Origin of the sequence: Pseudomonas fluorescens, from assembly GCF_000968015.1 — a bacterium.
In the GTDB taxonomy this organism is placed as follows: domain Bacteria; phylum Pseudomonadota; class Gammaproteobacteria; order Pseudomonadales; family Pseudomonadaceae; genus Aquipseudomonas; species Aquipseudomonas fluorescens_W.
Genome location: NZ_LACH01000026.1, coordinates 1 through 20,949, shown reverse-complemented (window position 1 = coordinate 20,949; position 20,949 = coordinate 1). Strand labels below are relative to the sequence as shown.

Here is a 20,949-nt window from a genome sequence, read left to right as displayed (position 1 = left end):
GATTCGTATAGCCAGTGTATCGACACGGCGTCAAAAATCTTTAGATCGAAACAAAAAAAGCCCGACAAGCGGAATCCGCTGCCGGGCTTTTGGCGTTTGTGCACTTATGAGGCGTTTTTCTGCGCGTTCATCGCCTCGAACATCGAGGTAATGTTGCTGGCAGTAGCCTTTAGCTTACCGACCAGGGTGTCCATGGCGTTGTACTTCTTGGTCAGCACCTCGGTCAGCGTCGCGATCCGACGATCCAGTGCCTCCTGCTGGCTGGCCAGGTTGGTTTTGGCCTTCGCCAAGCTGGTCGAACGCGCATCAAGGATGCCTTCGCTACCAGTGACGGTATAAGGCGTAATCACCGCATTCATTCGTTCCAGCAGCCCCATGGCCGCATTACCGGTCGCCGCTGGATCACCCAGGAACAGCTTTTGAACCTCACCACCCAGCTTCTGCGTATCCATAGCTGCAGAGAACTTGGTGCTGTCAAAATCGAGCGCGCCGGTTTTCTGGTTGGTGGTAATACCCAACTGTGAAAGTACGGTCAGCTTGTCGCCTGCACCCGTAGTGGCCAACGGTTCACGGATCGACGCCAGGATGCCCCGAGCCAGCGAGTCACCGGTCAATGCCGCGGCAATGGTTGGCTTGCCATTTGAATCCAGGGAGGGCTTGGTCAGCGTATTGACGCTGGTGACAACCTGGTTGTAAGCGTCGACGAAGGCTTGGATCGATTTTTTCAAACCGTCACTGTTCGGCCCGACCGTCACAGTGGATGTCGCTCCACCACCCGCCACCAGATTCAGTGTCAAACCAGAAATGGCGTCACTCACGGCATTGGATTTGCTGGTGATCGCCAGTCCGTCAACCGTGAAGCTCGCGTCCACAGCGAGTTCACCGATCGCACCGGCCGAGGCCGCTGTAGGCGTGGCACCCATTTTCTGGCCCGCGGTGATTTCCAGACCGGTAATACCACTGAGCGTGATATCGGAACCTGCACCGGTAACAGTGGACCCCATCACTAAACGAGAGCCGAAGGAGTCAGTGACAATGTTGGCACTGAAGCCATTGGCGCCTTGCTGGGTGTTGATCGCATCCCGTACCGATTGCAGGGTGGCGCCGGCGGGAATGTCGACAGGACGGGAAATGCCATTTTGAGTGATATTGAGCGTACCACTCGGAATGGCACTGCTAGGACCGCCGACAAATGCGGCAGTCGCCACTTTCGACGAGGTCGCGAGATTGTTGACCTTGATGACATAAGTACCGTTGACCGCCGAGTTGCTGGCGACAGAGGTCAGTACTTTGGGATCGGAACTCGTGGCGGTGTAACCCAGGAACTGCGGGGTCTTCGTATCCCCGAGGTTTTTGATCGCGGTCTGGAAATTCGCGAGGACACTCTTGAGGGTCCCGACGCCGGAAATCTGCGAGGTATTGGTGGCCGTCTGCCGGTTGATCTGACTCTGCTTGGCCGCTTTGTCAGCATCAACCAAAGCTTTGACGATAGCACCGGTGTCAAGGCCGGAGCCTAACCCCAGCCCCGGTAGAATTGGACTTGCCATGTGGAACTCCCTTCAGTGTGTCGCCGGCCTTTTGACCATTACAACGCCCAAAAGAACATAGCAACAAAATTCGTGCCAGCTGTCAGGCTTTAGCGCTGAACAGCAGACTGCTTGCATCATTCAAACTATTAGCCAGCTTGAGTACTTCTTCGTTGGGGATTTGGCGAACCACTTCACCCGAGTCGCTGGCAATCACTCTGACAATTACTTTGCCTGAAGGCTCATCGATCGAGAACTCCAGATTGCGCTTGACCGATTGAACGAACTTTTCAATTTCCTGAACGGCCATCTTCAGTTGGTCCTGCTCGGTTACCGCGTCTTTTGGCTCATCCTTGACCGTTGCCACTGCGGCAGCATCGGCTCGAGGCTTTTCCGCCGGCTTGTCAGCAACAGTCGTTGCCGGTTTTGCAGCTGGATAAGACAAGTTCAGCTTCACGCTCATATCCATGTCCATCACCTCTTAAACTAAAAAAGCGAGAGAGCGCGCGTGCGCACTCCCCCGCCAAAACTCATCCGGCTATTACTGAAGCAGTTTCAGTACAGCGGATGGCAGTTGGTTGGCCTGAGCCAGAACTGCGGTGGAAGCTTGTTGCAGAGTTTGTTGCTTGGTCAGCTGTGCAGTTTCAGAAGCGAAGTCGGTATCTTGTACGCGGCTACGTGCAGCTTCGGCGTTTTCGTTGATGTTCTGCAGGTTGGAGATGGTGGTGGAGAAACGGTTTTGAGCAGCACCGAGGTCAGCACGAGTGGAGTTGATGTTCGACAGTGCAAGGTCGATGGCCGAGATAGCCGACAGTACTGCCGAGTGGTTGGCTGCGTTGGAAACACCGGAGATGGTAGTACCGGTCATGCCCAGGGCGCTGGCGTCAAAGCTGGTCGACAGGGTCAGGGTGATCTGGTTGTCGGAAGTAGTACCCGCACCGACCTGGAACTCCATCACGCCAGCGGTGCTGTCGATCAGTGCCTTGCCGTTCAGGTTGGTGGATTTGGCAATACGGGTCAGTTCAGCGATCGACTGTTGGTATTCTTTGTCCAGAGCGGTACGGTCAGCAGTGCCGTTGGAGTCGTTGCGCGACTGAACTGCGATTTCACGCATACGTTGCAGAATGTTGGACGACTCTTGCAGAGCGCCTTCAGCGGTCTGAGCGATCGAAACACCGTCGTTGGCGTTTTTGATAGCCATGGTCTGACCACGGATCTGCGAGGTCATACGGGTCGCGATTTGCAGGCCGGCGGCGTCGTCTTTGGCGCTGTTGATTTTCAGGCCGGAAGACAAGCGAGTCATCGAAGTCGACAGAGCGTCGGAAGCACGGTTCAGGTTCTTCTGAACATTCAGCGAAGTAGTGTTGGTGTTTACTGTCAAAGCCATGACGAATTCCTCGTTGGTTGGGTACTGCGGCTTCCGGCCCTGGCAACCGCCGGGTATGGCCAAGAGAACCTACGTAATAGTTATCGTCGCGAACGCAGGTTGCTTTAGGGGATTTTCAAAAATATTTGCCATCACACTGCCACCCCTAATGAAACAAGGGCTTGGCGGCAGTCCAATACAAAAAAGTGACGTCAGGGAAATGCCGGTAACGGGACAGCGAGGACTCGCCTGTACCGGCAATTGTCAAAAAGCCTTAACCGGCAGCGGCCGCTACCAGCAACTGGGGCAACTCATGATCGAGATAATCAGCCAGCGCCAACCAATCCTGCGCCTCCTGACAGGCAAGCATGTCGGTGAGCAACGCCGTCCAGCGGGATTGGACCTCGCCATTCTCACGACCCATCGCCGATTGCACATCACTGCAGATCTGGACCATCAGCAGCGCAGCTTCGACATCTCGTCCCAGACGGAACAAAACGGAACACTGCCGCGCCTCGGTAACCAGGGAGGATTCAGTCATCGCGTGAGCTCCGGGTGAAACGTCGTGCCGACGATCATCGCCCCTGCCCGACTGCTGTTATAGAAAGCCACCCGAGTATGCCCGGCGATGTACCGCTCCAGCTCGCACAGGTAACTGCGGAAATTGAGCTGTGTCTTGACTCGCTGACCGTGGCCATCGAGGACCCAGTGCCGGGCAGCGCTCACTTGCGGTCCAAGATCACCGTCATTCCAGCCGGCGTGGGTCTTGTTGTTCGGGAAAGCAAAGTCGGCGCCGAACAGAGTGATCTGGCTGCCCCCCATGTGTACCGCCAGGTCCACCGCCGGGTGAATCACACTGCCACCGACAAAGAGTTGGGCCTTGGGTAATTGCTGGCGCATGTCCTTATAGACAGGACTGGCGGAATAGGCCACGTAACGCTTGCCCTGCCAGCCATCCAAAACCGCTGGATCGACCATAGGCATGTAGACCAGCGTGATATCGCTCGTGGCATCGGACGGCAAATGACGCGTCGAGATGCGCTGATCGATCGTGACCACCACATCCGGTTTGATCCCATGCTCGACAAGCGGTCGGTAGGCGGTATCGACGCAAATGAACAGTGGCCGCCGCGCCTGTTCGCGTACCGTACGCAGCGTGTCGAAGTGCTGTTCCAGACTCGGCCCGGTGGCAATGACAAACACTTCCCTGCCGGAACAGGTGGCAAACAGCTCGGCAACATCGGCATCGGCGCGAACGCGCTCTACACACGCCTGCAAACGCTCGGCAATTTCCGGATTATCGGCATCGAATTCGCGATTGTTGAAAGTCAGGTGGGTTTCGCTGATCAGCCGGTCGCGGATTTTGGCGTTGAAGTCGTCCGCCAGCACCAGCTCCGAAGGCAGCGCGAAGTACGGCAACTGGATTTCCGAGAGATCGCCGGCGTACAGCAGCACCACTCGCGAATCGCCGAGCCAAGGCTGTTGATCGAGCAGTTGCAGCACCAGGGCAAACACCGCACCGTTCAGAATGTGCACGTACAACCGTTCAAGCCCGGCACGCTCCAGCAATTGCAGCTGCAAATCACCCAGCCCGGTGCCATAGACATGCACTACCGGACTGTCGACGGGCAGGCTGTCGGCTTGAAGCAACGCTTCGCGAGTGCGGTCATGGCGACTGGTCAACTGAATGCCATTGATGCTCAACGTCGAGCCCAGGCCTTCCACCAGATCAGCTTGCAAGGCGGCGCTGTTCTCCACCATCAGTCGATGCCAGACCTTGGGCCAGCGTCGCTGTATCAACTCGCCGTTGCGCTCAAAGAACTCGCTCATGGAGCCTCGCTTTTCATTCGGGCAAAAAAATAGCGCTCAAGGTTACACCTTGAACGCTTTTTTTGTGCCTGGCTTTTGAAAGATCAAGGGCGATAGATAATCGCCGAGCCCCACGACAAACCAACGCCGAAACCGCTCAACGCCACGCGCTTCCAGGTGGAGTCCAGCACATGTTTTTCCAGCAGCAGCGGGATGCTCGACGACACCGTATTGCCGGTCTCGACCATGTCCTTGATGAACTTCTCCGGCTCGCCTTCGAAGCGTCGCGCCACGGCATCGACAATCGCTGCACTGCCCTGGTGGATGCAAAAGGCATCGATATCGTCAGCGGTCAGTTGCGAATCGGCCAGCAACTCGTGCAAATGCGCCGGGACTTTAAGCAGCGCAAAATTGAACACCTGGCGACCGTTCATGAAGAACACCCCGTCGGTCACCTTCAGGTGCGGTGCGCCGGAACCATCGGTGCCGAACTTGGCCTTGCCCAACTGCCATGGTGCGTCTTCGCCCATCCAGGTGGCAGTTGCCGCATCACCAAAGAGCATGGTGGTGTTGCGGTCTTCCGGGTCGACGATCTTGGAGTACGGATCAGCGGTGATCAGCAGGCCATTCTTCAAGCCTGCGGCTTCCATGAAACCCTTGATCGCATAGATGCCGTAGACGTAACCGGAGCAGCCCAGGGAAATATCGAACGCGGCCACGGTCGTCGGCAGGCCCAGTTTGTCCTGAACGATAGCTGCGGTGTGCGGCAAGCCTTCTTCGTCGCCGTTCTGGGTGACAACGATCAACACGTCGATGTCTTCACGTTTCAAGTCGGGATTGTTGGCGAACAGCGCATTGGCTGCTTCGACACACAGGTCCGAGGTTTCCTGCCCGGCGTCTTTACGCGGCAGGAAGGCCGAACCGATCTTGCCCAGGATGAACTCTTCATCCTTTTCGAATTTTGCACCTTGTGCGTAATTGTCCACGCCGGCTACAGGAACGTAGCTCGCAATGCTTTTTATGCCAATCATTACGGCTTCCCAATAATAAACAGCCCAATACCACCGCTCGTAATGATTCGAGGGGCGCCGACAAACAGAGAAAAATGTCGCCCCGAGGGAGCGACGGACGGGAAGAATAAAAGGCTATCACTGGGCCAAACAGACACCAGGCGCCACCTCCCCGATTAATACAATACAGTGAAGATGCGCGTTATGACTCGCAGGTCACGCTATTTTGCCGAATCTGGCCGATAAGGCGTTATTCGACCAATGACCAATCCAGCGGCGTTCCGCGCTTGATGGCCTGGCGGGCACGGCGGCCCAGAAGGGTTTCAGCATGTTTGGGCGCCAGCCCCAGGCCAGGACGGATGGCCCGCAGATTGGCGGCGCTGAAGGGCTCGCCGGCCGCCATGTCCTGAGTCACATAGAGCGAGCGGCGGTACACCAGGGACTTGCGCTCGGCGTCCGTCACACCGTAATGCACATGGCCCATGGCCTGCCACGCGCGTTCGGTTTCTATCACCAGGCTGGCCAGCTCCGCCGGTTCCAGCGAAAAACTGGCGTCCACGCCACCGGCGGAACGGTCGAGGGTGAAGTGCTTTTCCACCACCGTCGCCCCCAAGGCCACCGCAGCCACAGACACACCGACGCCCATGGAGTGATCAGACAGCCCGACTTCACAGCCAAACAATTCGCGCAAATGAGGAATCGTCCGCACGTTGCTGTTGGCGGGCGTCGCCGGGTAAGTGCTGGTGCACTTGAGCAACACCAGATCCTTGCAACCGGCCTCGCGGGCGGCACGTACGGTTTCATCGAGTTCAGCGATGCTGGCCATGCCGGTAGAAATGATCAATGGCTTGCCGGTCGCAGCGACCCGACGAATCAGTGGCAGGTCGGTATTTTCGAAGCTGGCGATCTTGTAGGCCGGCACGTCGAGACTTTCGAGGAAGTCCACTGCAGTGTCATCAAACGGCGTGGAAAACGCGAGCATGCCCAGCTCTTTGGCCCGGGCGAAAATCGGCGCGTGCCATTCCCACGGTGTGTGGGCCTTCTCGTACAACGCGTACAGCGAAGAACCGGCCCAGAGGCTGTCAGGGTCCTTGATGAAGAACTCACCTTCGCACAGGTCCAGGGTCATGGTCTCGGCGGTGTAGGTCTGCAGCTTCAAGGCATGGGCACCGGCCTTGGCCGCGGCTTCGACGATCTGCAGCGCCACCTCCAGAGACTGGTTATGGTTGCCACTCATCTCGGCAATGATGAATGGCGGCGCATCGGCACCGATGGAGCGATTGCCGATCTTGAAGCTAGTCATTGCGGTGATCCTTCAATATGCGCGTGAACGCGCAAGCACGCTGGGTGAACCCTGCCTCGCGAAACAGCTTCAGCGACGGCTGATTCACCGGCAACACTTGAGCGGTGATGACATTCAGTTGCGGCCAGTGGGCGGTCACAAAAGCTTCGCCCCGCGCCAGCAGGGCCCTGCCCCACCCTAGACCGAGGCGGCCTTCAAGCAGATAAATCGAGACTTCGGCTTCAAGTCCGTCCAGGTCATAACGCAGTACCCCGACCGGGCCATCGTCCGCCTCGGCAATCAACAGTAATCGCCCCGGGTTGCTCAGGCTCGCGGCCAGCCAGTCTTGATGCCGTTGCCAATCGATGACCTGCGTGTCCAGCGACCAGCGCCGCACCGACTCGGCATTGCGCCCCTCGAACAGCAGCTGCGCATCGTCCAGGGACGCCTTGCGAACCTGCAATACCGCACCGGCGAGCGCTGCCGCAACGCGCTGCGCGCCCCGCCCATCGACCAACTGACGCGAGTGTTCGGCCAGGCTTTGGCGTAATCCCTGATTACCCGCGAGAAAAGCAATGGCCTGACGCAGCTGCTCGACGCTGACGTTCTCGCGGTGGCCCAGATACACATGGGAACCTGAGGTCGCCATTATTTCGGCGTTGGCCTGCTGATTATTCGAGACCGCGATACAGATCGTCGGCAACCCCATGGCCGCCCGCTCCCAACTGGTGCCACCGCCGGCACCGACAAACAGGTCGGCCTCGGTCATCAGTCGGTAAAAGTCACTGACAAAACTGTGCAAGCGCCAGTTCGGACGACTCGCCGCCAAGGCCTGCATCTGTGCCCAGGCCGGGTTGTCGGCACCGGCGACGAAATCGACTTCGAGCTCATGCAAATCCGCCATTGCCAGCATCGCGTGATAGGTTTGCATCGCCGCATCGAAACCACCGAAATTCACCAGCACTCGCCTGGCCTGGGGCTTGACCGGAATCGCCGGGCAGCAGAATTCATCGCGCAGCAGGGCAAAATGTGGGCCGAGTAAAGTCTGGCAACCGGGCGCCAGCAGCGAAGCGTAGGCTTGTGGCGTACCCGATAAATTCTGGTTGAGCAGCAGATCGACGCTGTAGGTTCGAGTGGCGAGGTCGTCCACAGCGGCAATCCTTGGCGCCCAACGGCGGGCCGCAGTCTGCCAATGATGGTCAAGGCCGTAGTGGTCGACGATGACCCAGTCGAAGGCCGGATGATTACTCAGCGCTTGCCCAAGCGCGGCGATGTCCGCCTGCCAAGGCAGCAAGGATTCGATCGCCTGTTGCGGGTCTTCATCAGGGTAACGAGCCGCCAGGGCGAAAACTTCAAAGCCCTCGGCTTGCAGTGCATCCAGTCGATGGCCCGGCAACAGTCGGCAAGCGAAGGCCACCTGCGCGCCTTGCTTGCGCAAGACTCTGGCCAGGGTCAAACAGCGAGCAATGTGACCGCTGCCAATGGTCGGCGACGCGTCGGCGCGGATCAACACCCTCATTGCAACTCTCCGCCAGCCTTCAACGCAGCGTAGAGGTATTCGGCACGCTTCCAATCTTCAAGGGTGTCGATGTCCTGCACTAGATGCCGCGGCAGAATCACCGGCAGGCTCGCCGGAGAAAACAGCACATCGCCGCGCAACCAGGCCTCTCTGCGCCCCCAATAGAACTGGCCGGCATCCTGATAGGCTTCAGGCAAATCCTGGGAACGGGTGTTGCGAAACTCCGGATAGAGCGAGGTCAAGGCACCCTGCTCGTCAAGGGTCAAGGCACGTTGCACCGGGAAGCCGAAACCAGCCACGGAAAAAGCGAAGGACTTGTCCGGGTGCTGCACCAGTAATTCATGCCCCTGACGCAGATAGCGCGCCTGCAACAGCGGCGCGGTAGCGTAAATGCAGCAGACGTAGTCGAAGGTCGGCAATTGGCTCAAGGCATGCACGATCACCGCAGCTGTCCCGGTGAAATCATCAGCCAGTTCGGCAGGCCGCACGAACGGCACCAGCGCGCCATGAGTCCGGGCGACGTCGGCAATTTCTTCGTCATCCGTACTGACGACGACTTGATCGAACAACCCGCAATCAAGCGCCGTACGGATCGAACGGACGATCATCGGTACACCGTCGAACGGCTTGAGGTTCTTGCGCGGGATTCGCTTGCTGCCACCGCGGGCCGGAATGATTGCAACGCAGTTCAAGTGTCACTACTCCTCAAGAACCAACCGACGCAGTTGCTCAACCACGAAGTCCTGCTGTTCATCGCTCAACAAAGGAAACATCGGCAGGCTGATGGCCTCGGCGTAATAACGTTCAGCCTGCGGGAAGTCACCCTCGGCAAATCCCAGCTCGCGATAGTACGGCTGCAAATGCACCGGTATGTAGTGCAGGTTCACCCCGATCCCGGCCGCCCGCAACCCTTCGAACACCTGCCGATGGCTGAGATTGATCCGATCAGGTTGCAACCGCACCACGTACAGATGCCATGCCGACTCGGCGTCTGGTTGCGCGCCAGGCAAGGTCAGCGGCAAGTACGCCAGCAACCGCTCATAACGCGCCGCCAGTTCACGGCGGCGCGCGATGAAGCCATCGAGTTTGTTCAGTTGCGACAGACCGAGCGCCGCTTGCAGATCGGTGATCCGGTAGTTGAAGCCCATTTCCACCTGCTGGTAGTACCAGGGGCCGTGACTGGATTCGGTCATCTGATGCGGATCGCGGGTCATGCCGTGGCTGCGCAGACGCTGCAAGCGCTCGGCCAGTTCAGGGCGGTTGGTCAACACCATGCCACCCTCGGCGCTGGTGATGATTTTCACCGGGTGAAAACTGAACACCGTCATCGCCGCGAATTCGCCGCAACCCACCGGACGCCCGGCATAGGAGGCACCGACCGCGTGGGACGCGTCCTCGATCACCGTAACGCCGTAACGTTCGGCCAGTCCGGCGATCATGCGCATGTCGCAGCTTTGGCCGGAAAACGCCACGGCCACCAGTACCTTCGGCAGCGTGCCTTCGCGCTCGGCAACTTCGAGCTTCGCCGCCAGGGTGTAGGCGTCGAGGTTCCAGGTCAGTGGATCGATATCCACGAAGTCGATGTCAGCGCCGCAGTAACGGCCGCAGTTGGCCGAGGCCAGAAAGGTGTTTGGCGTCGTCCACAAACGATCACCCGGACCGAGCCCTGCCGCCAGGCAGGCAATGTGCAGCGCCGCCGTGGCATTGCACACCGCCACCGCGAAATCGGCCTGACAACGCTCGGCCATGGCCTGTTCGAAGCGTTCAATGGTCGGCCCTTGCGTCAACCAATCGGACTGCAACACGGCGACCACCGCATCGATATCTGCCTGATCGAGGCTTTGCCGACCGTAGGGAATCATGCCGACAGCTCCGCGTGCAGATCTGCGATCTGACCTACCGACAGGTAGTGCGGATTGGTGTCGGAACGGTACTCGAAGTCTTCACTGACCGGCCTGCCCTGCTCGCCCAGTTTGTCGACGGCAAAATCCACATCAACGCTGGTGAAACGAATCGACGGCTGAATGGTGTAGTGATCATCGAACTCCAGGGTCATGCGCGCGTCGTCCAGCGGCACCATCAGTTCATGGAGTTTTTCCCCCGGACGAATGCCGACGTGTTTGTGCGGCAGATGTTCAGCCATGCCCTGCGCCAGATCGACGATACGAATCGACGGGATCTTCGGCACAAACACTTCACCACCGTGCATGCGGGCGAAGCTGTCGAGCACAAACTGCACGCCGTGATCGAGGGTGATCCAGAAACGCGTCATGCGCTCATCGGTGATCGGCAGCTCCGTGGCGCCCTCGGCAATCAGCTTGCTGAAAAACGGCACCACTGACCCCCGCGAGCCGGCGACGTTGCCGTAACGGACCACCGAAAAACGGGTGTTCTGGTCACCGGCAATGTTGTTTGCGGCGACGAACAATTTGTCCGACAGCAGCTTGGTCGCGCCGTACAGGTTGATCGGGCTGGCGGCCTTGTCGGTGGACAGCGCGACAACTTTTTTCACACCGTTGTCGATGGCCGCGGCGATGATGTTTTCCGCGCCGTTGACGTTGGTGCGAATGCATTCGGTGGGGTTGTACTCCGCCGCCGGCACTTGTTTCAGTGCCGCGGCATGCACCACGTAATCGATACCGCGCATGGCCTGACGCAAACGGTCAGCGTCGCGCACATCACCGAGGAAATAACGCATGCACGGTGCGTTGAACGTCTGCTGCATCTCGTACTGTTTGAGCTCATCGCGCGAGAACACCACCACCCGCTTCGGTTGATATTGCTCCAGCAACCGGCGGATGAAATTGCGCCCGAACGAGCCGGTGCCGCCAGAGATGAAAATCGATTTACCGTTGAACATGCCTTGAGTCCTTTTACCTGTCAGTCAGGCTTATGCGAGCAACTGCGCCCAGTTCACCGGGGTCGGTTCACCCAGGGAAAAGCCCTTGCCGGTCAAGGCCAGGTTGTTGTTGTAAGCCTCGTCGTGCGCAAAGCGCGCCTGCCACTTGTCGCGCAAGGCTGCCATTGCCTGAGGTTCGTTCGGCAAAACGCCCGGGTGGGCAATCTGAACCTGCGGCGTCCACACCGTGAGTAAACCGGCGTCGGCAACTTTCAGGCAGAGATCGACATCGGCATACGCCTCATCAAAATGCTCACGATCCAGTCCGCCGAGGGCAACGAAAACCTCCTTGCGAATCATCAGGCACGCACCGGAAACGGCCGAGTAATTCTGTTCGACGAGCAGTCTGCGCATGTAGCCCGGCGCCTCCTTTTTCTCGCCGATGAAGGGCGAAGCGATCTCGCCGTTGAGCCCCAGAATCAGGCCGGCACCGGTGACACAGCCTTCGCGGTCCAGCAGTTTGGCACCCACCACCCCGACTTCGGGACGCTGGGCCTGATTGAGTAACGCCTCGATCCAGTTCGCGTTGACCACTTCGGCGTCTGCTGCCAGCAGCACCAGGTATTCACCCTGCGCCTGCTCGGCGGCCAGGTTGATCAGAGCCGACGTGCTCAGGCGTTGCGTTGTCTTGACCAGACGAATCCGGCCTGCGCCGTTTTTCTCCAGGTTGTCGAGCCAGGCGAGCAGCTCGGTGGACTGGCTGCGGTTATCGGCAATGACGATTTCATTATGTTGATAGCGTGTGCGTTGCAAAACGCTGACCAGGCAGCGCTGCAAGTGCTCCAGGTTGTCCTGGCTATGGATGATGATCGACACCTTCGGGCGACCGGCATGACGGTAGTCGATGCTGTAACCACCCGACACTTCGGCGTTGACCTGGGCCTGATAACCGCGCGTCGCCAAATGACGAACCAACGCCTGACGCTCGTGGTCATTGGCGGCCGGCTCGGGTGCGGCGGTGATCAGCAACGGCTCGGCCAAATGGGCAAGGCCGGTCAGGCCACCGGTTTCGATCAAGCGCAGCAGCAGGTCGAACTCGAGTGCCGAGGTGAGTTCGCGGGCAAAACCGCCGACCTCCACCAGCGCTTCGCGGCGGATCAGCCAGTGCCGCGCGACGAGTGCCGGCAAGCTCTGCAACAGGTCGAGGTTGAAGGCTGGCCGGAACACATCGACCAGCGTGCCATTGGCCTGGCGATGAACTTCGTCCATCGCCACCGCACGGCAACCCTCGGCGTTCTGCAACTCGAGACTGGCACGCAAGAAACCGGCAGCGGTGAACTCGTCGCCCGCCTCGGCCAACAGCACCCAGTCCGACGTCGACTGGCGAGCGATCTGGTTCAGTTTGTCGACGTAATTGGCCGCCGTGACCTTGACGAAATGCAGCGTGTTTTGTGCCGTGGTGACCGCCGGCAAGTCGCCCGTGGTGAAGACCACCACCTTGAACGCCCGGAACGCACTCTCCATGAGGCTATCCAGAGTGACCTGGAGTTTGTCCATGTCTGCGTCCAGATCGAGCAGCAGAATGCCGAACTGAGGCCCCCCTTCGTTTGCCGCCAGGTGCTGGTTGATTTTCCTCACCGCGGTATCGTTCGGTTGCCGGGCGTGCAGCCAGTTGCGCAGACGTCCCGATGGCATCGTGTCGAGTAACTGGCGACTGTCGAAGATTGGCACACTGTCCAGACGCTGAACCCAGTCGGTCAGCACTTGGGCATCAGCGGGCTCATCCATTTGCTGGAGCTGCTGCCCAAGCTTTTGCAGCACCCGACGGTTGAAGGCCCCCAGCCGAACGGCTTCAAGCAGACGGTTCTGGATCGTCGCCGAACTGTCATTGGAGTAGGTGCGCTGCAAGGCCTCTTGCTTGAGCAATGCGCCTTCCATTTCTTCGAGTTGCAAGCGCCCGGCCGGCATCGCATGCAGCAAAAATTCGCACTGCGTGAGTTGTTCGAAGAAAGCGCTGTTGTAGAACGGCATTTCGACGTACTGCTGTGCGCCAAAGACCCGCTTCGGCCCCACCGTCGGATCTGTCCAGTAGGACTCGAAAATCGGCTCGATGGTCAACGCGTTACGGCTTGTCAGGCTCTCGGCCAGGGTGGCGAAGCTTTGCAGGGCAACCTCTGCGGTCTGCTTTTCGTCCAAACCGCTGATGCCAGTCGGTAGCGACGCCAGAAACCCGGCAAAGCGCTCGCGGTCGGCGACAGAGCGGGCGTCCTTGAAGCTCAAGGTCGTCATGATTTCGGTGTTGTGATCCGAGCGACCGTAGTTGACCTCACGCACCACGTACGGCGTCGGGAGAATCCGCGCCTTGGCCCGTGCCAGCATGTAGTAGGCATGACCGATTTCCTGCCATTGGAAGATCGTGCCTTCAGGCATCGCTTCATACCAGTCACGCAGCAGCGAGGTGCGGTGGACCGCGTAGAACGGCGGAATGTACTGGCTCATGAAATCCAGGACACGATCCTGACCGCGCTCGGCGTTGTAGTCCTCGTGTACTTTCTTGTCACGACGGTAGTACTGCACATAGTTGGAGTGGGTCAGGTACATCAGGCAATAGCCATGGCACAGACCATAGTCGGGGTTGGCTTCGAGGAAGTTCACCGACTCGGTGAGGGCGCCGTGCAACAGAAAATCATCGTCGGAGGCGAAGACCATGTATGGCGTGGTGACCTGCTCGACGCCGTACGCCAGTTTGGACTGGATTCCCCAGTAGCCAAATTGCGGCAAGTGCCGATAGTCGATGGTGTCCGCAACCGTAGCCGCGCCGTCCAGCGCGATGGCCGATGAATCGAGGACCAGGATCTTGCAAGGCAGCGTGCTGTAGAACTGCAATGCCCGGCGCAAGAACGCCGGACGATTGTGCGTCATCAGCACCAGAGTGAACTGCTCACTCAGGGACAACGTGTTTTCTGAACCGTAAATGCCTTGCATAACCTTCCCCACCACTGACTGATTGCCTGATGAAAACTCGAATGAAGTTGCCGCTTAGCGCACTCGGCGCAGGTAGCCATCTGGGGCGACAGTGATCAGCAGCTTGCTGTGAATTGCCTGGTCGATCTCGAAATCACGGTTCTCTTCCAGGTAGGCCCAGACCGCGGTTTTCGGGTTGTCACCCTTGCCCCACGGACGGTCCGGGAACGCATCTTCCGGCATGTCTTCGACCACGGTGTCCATGACCACGCAATAGCTGCCCACCGAGACCATCGGCGCATACAGGCGCAGCTCTTCGAGTACGTGTTCGTGGGTGTGATTGGAGTCGAGTACCACCAGCACTTTCTTGCCCTGGATGCGCTCGCGCACCTGGTCGACAATCGCCGTATCGATGCTCGAACCCTGGATCATCTGGATGCGTTTGCTCATCGGGTGAGCTTCGATCGCTTCGCGGTTATGCTGGCGGATATCGATGTCGACACCCAGCACTTCACCATGACCCATCAGTTCCAGGATCGAGGCGTAAAACACCAACGACCCGCCGTGGGCAATGCCGGTTTCAACGATCACGTCCGGACGCAGGTTCCAGATGATTTCCTGCATGGCGACCATGTCCTGCGGGAACTGAATGATCGGCCGCCCCATCCAGCTGAAGTTGTAGGTGTACTTGTGCCTGGCCGTTGTGCCGACCCATTCCAGCGACTCGGCTTGCAACGCCTTGTCCTTTTTCAGGCCTTCGATGTTGTCTTTTACTTCTTCGCGAAACTGCTCATGGGGATTCATTGCAACGCTCCAAAAAAATAGGGAAACGGGTTACTTGAAGACCCTACCGTCGGGGTAAGGCACCACGTTGGTCTTGATGATCCTGGCGGGATTGCCCGCCACGACTGAATAATCCGGGACATCTTTGGTGACGACGGCACCGGCGCCGATGGTTACCCAGCGACCGATGCGCAACCGCGGAAGAATGGTGGCGTTGGTGCCGATAAATGTTCCGTCGCCGATCTCCACGCAACCGGCGATGCACACGCCGGGCGCCATGAACACCGAGTGGCCGATTTGGCCTTCATGCCCCACCACGCTGCCGGCGCTGATGCTGGTGTTGTCGCCCAGCGTCACCTCGGCCTGCATGAGTACGCCTTCCTGCAGATAACTGCCCTGCCCCATGCGAATCATGGTCAGGTCAATGCCGGGGTGGACGAACTGGCCCAGCGTGGCACCGGCCTCGACCAGTTGGCGGGTGGTCTCGTAGCGCAGTCGGGTGCTGCCGGTGATCAGGTTGACGAAACACACGTCCGGCCCTTTAAGCTCACTCACCAGCCGGGAACCGCCAATAACCGGCACGCCATAAAACAAGGTGCCCTGTTTGCCCGGGTCATTGTCCAGAAACGCAAACTCGACGTTCGGCGTGCTGCGCTTCACCGCGTGCAGCATGCGCACCGCTTCCGGGTTCGCCGCACCCAGCAAGTACATCTTCACAGCGATTGCCTTTTTGCCAGCAGCGCACGTACCACATCCACCACGCGCGCCTGATCGGCGTCCGTCATGTCGTGATAACTCGGCAGGTTGAACGCACGCTCCGGCAAGGCAAACGAAACCGGTGTGTCGACCACGTGCTCGCTGAACATGGGCAACGACGACAGTGGCCAGAAGAACACCCGGGCGTCGATATCGGCAGCCTGGAACGCGGCGATCATCTCGTCGCGATGAATCCCGGTCCCGGCATCGAATACCACAGTGGGCATCCAGTAGCCGTTGCGGGCATGGGCAGGTTCCGGGTTCAGCGAAACACCCGGCAGCGATGACAGCGCGTGGGCGTAATTGGCGAATATCGTCCGTTTGCGTTCGATCAGCTCATCGATCCGCTCGACCTGAGCGCAGCCGACGGCAGCCTGCAAGTTGCTCATCTTGTATTTGAAGCCAATGAACTCCGGCCAGAATTGTTTGGTGCTGCCCGCGACACGACCATGGTTGGACAAGGTCAGGACACGCTCGTACAAGGCTTTATCCGACGTGACGAAAATGCCGCCCTCGCCGGTCGTCATGGTTTTGGTGCCATGGAATGAAAACGCACCGAACGCCCCCATCGAGCCGGCAGCCTTGCCGCGCCACTGCGAGCCGATGGCTTCGGCAGCGTCTTCGATGACCGGGATACCGAATTCGCGCCCCATCGCCAGCAATGCGTCCATGTCGCACAGATTGCCGTAAAGGTGAACCGCGAGAATGGCTTTGGTCTTCGGCGAAATGGCTTGCCTGACGAGTTCAGGATCCAGGCACCAGCTATCCGGCAGAACATCGACAAACACCGGCGTAGCGCCCAGATACGTAATCGGTGCCGCCGATGCAATCCAGTTGGTGTTGGCCAGGATCACTTCATCACCCGCGCCGATACCCAGCGCCGCCATCCCCATGTGCAGCGCACCGGTGCAGCTTGAAGTGGCGATGGCGTAGGTCGCACCAAGGTGCTCGGCAAAACCGTGTTCGAAACGCGTCAGGTATTCGTAGCAACGCGCGCCCCAACCGTTCTGCACGGCGTCCAGGGCATACTTGGCTTCCAGTTCGCCGACACTCGGTTTGGTGTAGTGAATTCTGCTCATTGAATACTCAACTCCGGAACGGCAACGACAAACTGAGCGCCCCACTCTTTGACCGAGGCGAATTGCTGGGTGATTTCCGTCAACAGGTTCCATGGCAGAACCAGGATGTAGTCGGGCTGTTCGAGGGCGATACGCTCGGGTGAAACCACCGGAATCCGGCTGCCGGGCAAGAACTTGCCTTGCTTGTGCGGATTGGCGTCGGCCACCCAGGCCAACAGATCAGGCTTGACGCCGGCGTAGTTGAGCAACGTGTTGCCCTTGGCGGCGGCGCCATAACCGACCACTCGTTTGCCATCGGCTTTCGCCTGCAACAGAAAGCGCAGCAATTGGTGCTTGATGCCCTCGGCGGCTGGCGCAAGGGTCGCGTAGTACTCGGGGGTTTTCACTCCGGCGACGATTTCGGCCTGCAATTGAAGCGCAACCGCGGGCTGCACTTCGCGACGAAGCCCGTCAACACGCTGCACGAATACCCGCAACGAACCGCCATGGGTCGACAGCTGACTGACGTCGAACACTTCCAGACCGTTGCGTTCGCACAATGCATGCACGGCGGTCAGGGACAGGTAGGAATAGTGCTCGTGATACAGCGTGTCGAACTGTTGCCCGGCCATCAGCGTCAGCAGTTGCGGAAACTCGAACGTCGCCACGCCAGTCGGCTTGAGCAAGGTCGCAAAGCCGCCGAGAAAATCATTGATATCCGGCACGTGGGCCAACACATTGTTGGCAGCCATCAGGTCCGCAGACCAGCCTTCGCTGACCAATTGCGCAGCGGTGTCACGGCCGAAGAACAACTCGCGGATGTCCAGGCCCTTTTCCCGCGCCGCTTGCGCAGTGCTGCGGGTCGGTTCAACGCCCAGGCAAGGGATGCCGCGACCGGCGACGTACTGCAACAGGTAACCGTCGTTGGCAGCGATTTCCACCACACGGCTGTCGGCGGTCAGGGCGAAGCGCTCGACCATTTCGGCAACGTAGCGATCGGCATGCGCCAGCCAGGTGCTGGAAAACGAACTGAAATAAGCATACTCAGCGTCGAACAGGCTGTCGGCGCTGGTGTAATCCTCGGTTTGCACCAACCAGCATTGCTGACACACCGCCACCTTCAGTGGCACCCATTGCTCAGCCTGTTCCAGCTGATCGGCGCGTACGTAGGCGTTCGACGGCGGCGAGGTGCCGAGATCGATCAGCGGCAAGGCCAAAGGAGTTCCGCAACCACGGCAGTTCATAAACGCACTCCAGCGAAGCGTTCATCGAGCAAGGGATGGCTGGCGTCCCTGGCTGACAGATTATTGACAGGCAACGGCCAGGCAATCGCCAGCCGGGGATCGTTCACCGACAAACCGCCTTCGTGCTCCGGCGCATAGTCGGCGCTGTGCAGATAAAGCAATTCGGCGTCGTCGGTCAGGGTCTGGAAGCCGTGGGCAAATCCGGCAGGGATGAGCAGGCTGCGACCGTCGCCGGCGCGCAGGTGTTCGGCGTGCCAATGCAGGAACGTTGCGGAGTCGGGCCGCAAGTCCACCGCCACGTCCCAGACTTCACCGCGCAGGCAGGTGATCAGCTTGGCTTCCGGCGCGTTGGCATTCTGGTAATGCAAGCCCCGCACACTCGCGCGTGCGCGGGTGCAGGAATGGTTGATCTGGCGAATGGAAAACGCTTGGCCGAAGGCACTCAGGCTGCCCTCGCAGAACAACCGGGCGAAGTGCCCGCGATCGTCTTCGAAGCGTTTGTGCTGCACGCTGAACAAGCCCGTCAGCGGCAGCGCTTTCAACAAAAATTCGCTCACAGCGCGCCTCGGTACAGGTTCAACTGGCCCAAGGTGAAGTCACGCATATCGTCGCCGTTTTGCCAGGCCAGGTGCCAATCCAGGGTCTGGGTCAGGCATTGCTGCAACGACCAGCGCGGTTGCCAGGCCAACAGTTGACGGGCACGGCTGCTGTCCAGGCGCAACAGGCCTGCTTCGTGCAGATCACTCGGTTCGATGCGCAATCCGCGCGCTTGTGGCCAGCGGTTGGCGAGCAGTTCGACGACTTCACCGACGCTGCACATGTCCGCCTCGCTCGGGCCGAAGTTCCAGGCGCCGGCAAACTCGGGGCCTTTTTCATAGAGGCTGGCGGCCAGTTGCAGGTAACCCGCCAGTGGTTCCAGCGCATGCTGCCAGGGGCGCACGGCTTGCGGGTAGCGCAGGGTCACGGGCTCGTTTGCGGACCAAGCCTTGAGTACGTCGGGAATCAAACGTTCCGGCGCGAAGTCGCCACCACCCAATACGTTGCCGGCCCGGGCGGTGGCCAGGGCCAAACCGTGCTCGGCATACTTTTCGGCCGGGAAGAACGAAGCGGCGTAAGACTGCGCCAGCAACTCGCAGCAGGCCTTGCTGCTGCTGTAAGGATCGTGTCCGCCGAGGGCTTCGTCTTCGCGGTACGGCCACAGCCATTCTTTGTTCGCGTAAACCTTGTCGGTAGTCACCAGCACGCACGCACGCACGCCGCCGACCTGACGGATCGCTTCGAGCAGATTGAGGGTGCCCATGACGTTGCTGGAGTACGTCCCCAGCGGGTCTCGATAACCTTCGCGTACCAAGGGCTGAGCCGCCAGGTGCAAGACAATTTCCGGTTGGGTATCGGCGATCAGTTCCAGCAAGGCGCCCAAGTCACGCAGGTCGCCACGTTGATCATTTATGCCTTCGGCCACCTTTGCCAGGCCGAACAGATTCGGCTCGGTGGAGGGATCAAGCGCAAACCCGCTGACCTTCGCGCCCAGACTTTGCAGCCACAACGTCAGCCAACTGCCTTTGAAACCAGTGTGACCGGTCAACAAAACCCGCTTGCCGCGCCAAAATTCCGGGCTCAGTCCCATTGCTTCCATGGGGCCTCCCCTGTCTGCCACAACGCCTCGAGATGGTTTTTGTCGCGCAGAGTATCCATCGGCTGCCAGAAGCCATCGTGCTGGAAGGCCATCAACTCACCCCGCTCGGCAAGGACGTCGAGAGGGCCTGACTCCCACGAGGTTTCATCGCCATCAATCAATCGCAGAACCTTGGGTGACAATACAAAGAAGCCTCCGTTGATCCAGCCACCATCACCGCGCGGTTTTTCAGTGAACCCCAACACCCGATCGCCCTCACGATCCAGCGCACCGTAGCGGCCGGGTGGCTGCACCGCCGTGACCGTGGCCTGCTTGCCATGCGTCAGGTGAAAATCCACCAGAGCACCGATGTTCAGATCGGACACCCCGTCGCCGTAGGTGAAACAGAACGCTTCTTCGTTTTCCAGATAGCGGCTGGCGCGACGCAAACGGCCACCGGTCATGGTTTCGTCGCCGGTATCGATGAGCGTGACGCGCCACGGCTCGCTGTAGTTCTGGTGAACGTCCATGCGGTTGTTGCACATGTCGAAGGTGACGTCAGAGGTGTGCAGGAAGTAGTTGGCGAAGAAGTCCTTGATTGCATAGCCCTTGTAACCCAGGCAAATCACGAAGTCATGAATCCCGTGAGCGGAGTACTGCTTCATGATGTGCCAGAGAATTGGCTTGCCGCCGATTTCAATCATCGGCTTGGGTTTGAGGTGCGACTCCTCACTGATGCGCGTGCCCAGGCCGCCCGCCAAAATAACTGCCTTCATCGTCTCCCCTCTTGTTCGTCACAGGGCTCAGCCAAGCTGTATCAAGCTTTCGCAGGCCTTCTGGATAAAACCTTCAATGCCGCTCAGGGCGCTTCTGGATTCACCGGAAGTGCTCGTTTTATGGCGATATCGGGGGGACTTGCAGGAAACGCGCCAGCTCTTTCAGTGCGGTGGGTGGGTGCTGAAACGGAAAAACGCTTGGTAGAGGTGGTTCTGTTTGGTTTGCTGGGGAGTTGGGTTGGGTTGGGTTGGGTACATATCCGTTTCTGCGGTAATGGCGGCTGACGATTTCGCTTTTACAGCGAGTCACTTGGAAGAGCCCCAAGTAACCAAGGGCTTTTGCCCCTTTCGTTCGGCCCTTCGCTTAGGCTCAGGGTGCCCTCGCTCCGGTCCTGCTCCGTG

The 20,949-nt window shown here is 59.2% G+C and carries 19 protein-coding genes; all 19 read right to left on the bottom strand.

The window, feature by feature from the left end:
• Positions 1-104 precede the first annotated feature (104 nt).
• The 19 genes from fliD to rfbF all read right to left on the bottom strand — a co-directional run bounded on the left by fliD (position 105) and on the right by rfbF (position 20,547).
• On the bottom strand, positions 105-1,547 hold the full coding sequence (fliD, locus tag VD17_RS13710) for a flagellar filament capping protein FliD (protein ID WP_046054270.1): 1,443 nt from the start codon (positions 1,545-1,547) through the stop codon (positions 105-107).
• 82 nt (positions 1,548-1,629) lie between these two features.
• Positions 1,630-1,995, bottom strand: a complete 366-nt coding sequence (locus VD17_RS13705; RefSeq protein ID WP_046054269.1) for a flagellar protein FlaG — start codon at positions 1,993-1,995, stop codon at positions 1,630-1,632.
• Positions 1,996-2,067: 72 nt separating this feature from the next.
• Entirely contained in the window at positions 2,068-2,913 is an 846-nt protein-coding gene (locus VD17_RS13700; RefSeq protein WP_046054268.1) for a flagellin domain-containing protein, read from the bottom strand.
• A gap of 253 nt (positions 2,914-3,166) precedes the next feature.
• Positions 3,167-3,433, bottom strand: coding sequence for a hypothetical protein (locus tag VD17_RS13695; protein WP_046054267.1), 267 nt, complete (start codon positions 3,431-3,433; stop codon positions 3,167-3,169).
• Entirely contained in the window at positions 3,430-4,722 is a 1,293-nt protein-coding gene (locus tag VD17_RS13690; protein WP_046054266.1) for a motility associated factor glycosyltransferase family protein, read from the bottom strand. Before VD17_RS13690 ends, VD17_RS13695 begins: the two co-directional genes overlap by 4 nt.
• An 83-nt stretch (positions 4,723-4,805) precedes the next feature.
• Positions 4,806-5,732, bottom strand: coding sequence for a ketoacyl-ACP synthase III (locus VD17_RS13685; RefSeq protein ID WP_046054265.1), 927 nt, complete (start codon positions 5,730-5,732; stop codon positions 4,806-4,808).
• A gap of 229 nt (positions 5,733-5,961) precedes the next feature.
• Positions 5,962-7,014 carry a pseudaminic acid synthase gene (gene pseI, locus VD17_RS13680; protein ID WP_046054264.1) on the bottom strand — a complete coding sequence of 351 codons (1,053 nt, stop codon included), beginning with the start codon at positions 7,012-7,014 and terminating at the stop codon, positions 5,962-5,964.
• The gene (gene pseG / locus VD17_RS13675) at positions 7,007-8,512 is read right to left on the bottom strand and encodes a UDP-2,4-diacetamido-2,4,6-trideoxy-beta-L-altropyranose hydrolase (RefSeq protein ID WP_046054263.1); all 1,506 of its coding nucleotides are present in this window, start codon (positions 8,510-8,512) and stop codon (positions 7,007-7,009) included. Before pseG ends, pseI begins: the two co-directional genes overlap by 8 nt.
• Positions 8,509-9,204, bottom strand: coding sequence for a pseudaminic acid cytidylyltransferase (gene pseF / locus VD17_RS13670; protein WP_046054262.1), 696 nt, complete (start codon positions 9,202-9,204; stop codon positions 8,509-8,511). Before pseF ends, pseG begins: the two co-directional genes overlap by 4 nt.
• Before the next feature lie 6 nt (positions 9,205-9,210).
• Positions 9,211-10,374 carry a UDP-4-amino-4,6-dideoxy-N-acetyl-beta-L-altrosamine transaminase gene (pseC, locus tag VD17_RS13665; RefSeq protein ID WP_046054261.1) on the bottom strand — a complete coding sequence of 388 codons (1,164 nt, stop codon included), beginning with the start codon at positions 10,372-10,374 and terminating at the stop codon, positions 9,211-9,213.
• Entirely contained in the window at positions 10,371-11,372 is a 1,002-nt protein-coding gene (gene pseB, locus VD17_RS13660) for a UDP-N-acetylglucosamine 4,6-dehydratase (inverting) (protein WP_046054260.1), read from the bottom strand. Before pseB ends, pseC begins: the two co-directional genes overlap by 4 nt.
• Positions 11,373-11,402: 30 nt before the next feature.
• Positions 11,403-14,336 (bottom strand): TIGR00180 family glycosyltransferase, encoded by a 2,934-nt coding sequence (locus VD17_RS13655; RefSeq protein WP_046054259.1) that lies wholly within the window; start codon positions 14,334-14,336, stop codon positions 11,403-11,405.
• Between the two features lie 54 nt (positions 14,337-14,390).
• Positions 14,391-15,119 (bottom strand): cephalosporin hydroxylase family protein, encoded by a 729-nt coding sequence (locus tag VD17_RS13650; RefSeq protein ID WP_046054258.1) that lies wholly within the window; start codon positions 15,117-15,119, stop codon positions 14,391-14,393.
• Between the two features lie 30 nt (positions 15,120-15,149).
• The gene (locus tag VD17_RS13645; RefSeq protein WP_046054257.1) at positions 15,150-15,815 is read right to left on the bottom strand and encodes an acetyltransferase; all 666 of its coding nucleotides are present in this window, start codon (positions 15,813-15,815) and stop codon (positions 15,150-15,152) included.
• A complete protein-coding gene (locus VD17_RS13640; RefSeq protein WP_046054256.1) occupies positions 15,812-16,933 on the bottom strand; it encodes a DegT/DnrJ/EryC1/StrS family aminotransferase in 1,122 nt (373 codons plus the stop codon). The genes VD17_RS13645 and VD17_RS13640 overlap by 4 nt, the downstream gene beginning before the upstream one ends.
• A complete protein-coding gene (locus VD17_RS13635) occupies positions 16,930-18,156 on the bottom strand; it encodes a class I SAM-dependent methyltransferase (protein ID WP_046054255.1) in 1,227 nt (408 codons plus the stop codon). Before VD17_RS13635 ends, VD17_RS13640 begins: the two co-directional genes overlap by 4 nt.
• Positions 18,153-18,713, bottom strand: coding sequence for a dTDP-4-dehydrorhamnose 3,5-epimerase family protein (locus VD17_RS13630; RefSeq protein WP_008035278.1), 561 nt, complete (start codon positions 18,711-18,713; stop codon positions 18,153-18,155). Before VD17_RS13630 ends, VD17_RS13635 begins: the two co-directional genes overlap by 4 nt.
• Entirely contained in the window at positions 18,710-19,792 is a 1,083-nt protein-coding gene (gene rfbG / locus VD17_RS13625) for a CDP-glucose 4,6-dehydratase (protein ID WP_046054254.1), read from the bottom strand. Before rfbG ends, VD17_RS13630 begins: the two co-directional genes overlap by 4 nt.
• Positions 19,774-20,547, bottom strand: coding sequence for a glucose-1-phosphate cytidylyltransferase (rfbF, locus tag VD17_RS13620; RefSeq protein WP_046054253.1), 774 nt, complete (start codon positions 20,545-20,547; stop codon positions 19,774-19,776). Before rfbF ends, rfbG begins: the two co-directional genes overlap by 19 nt.
• Positions 20,548-20,949 lie beyond the last annotated feature (402 nt).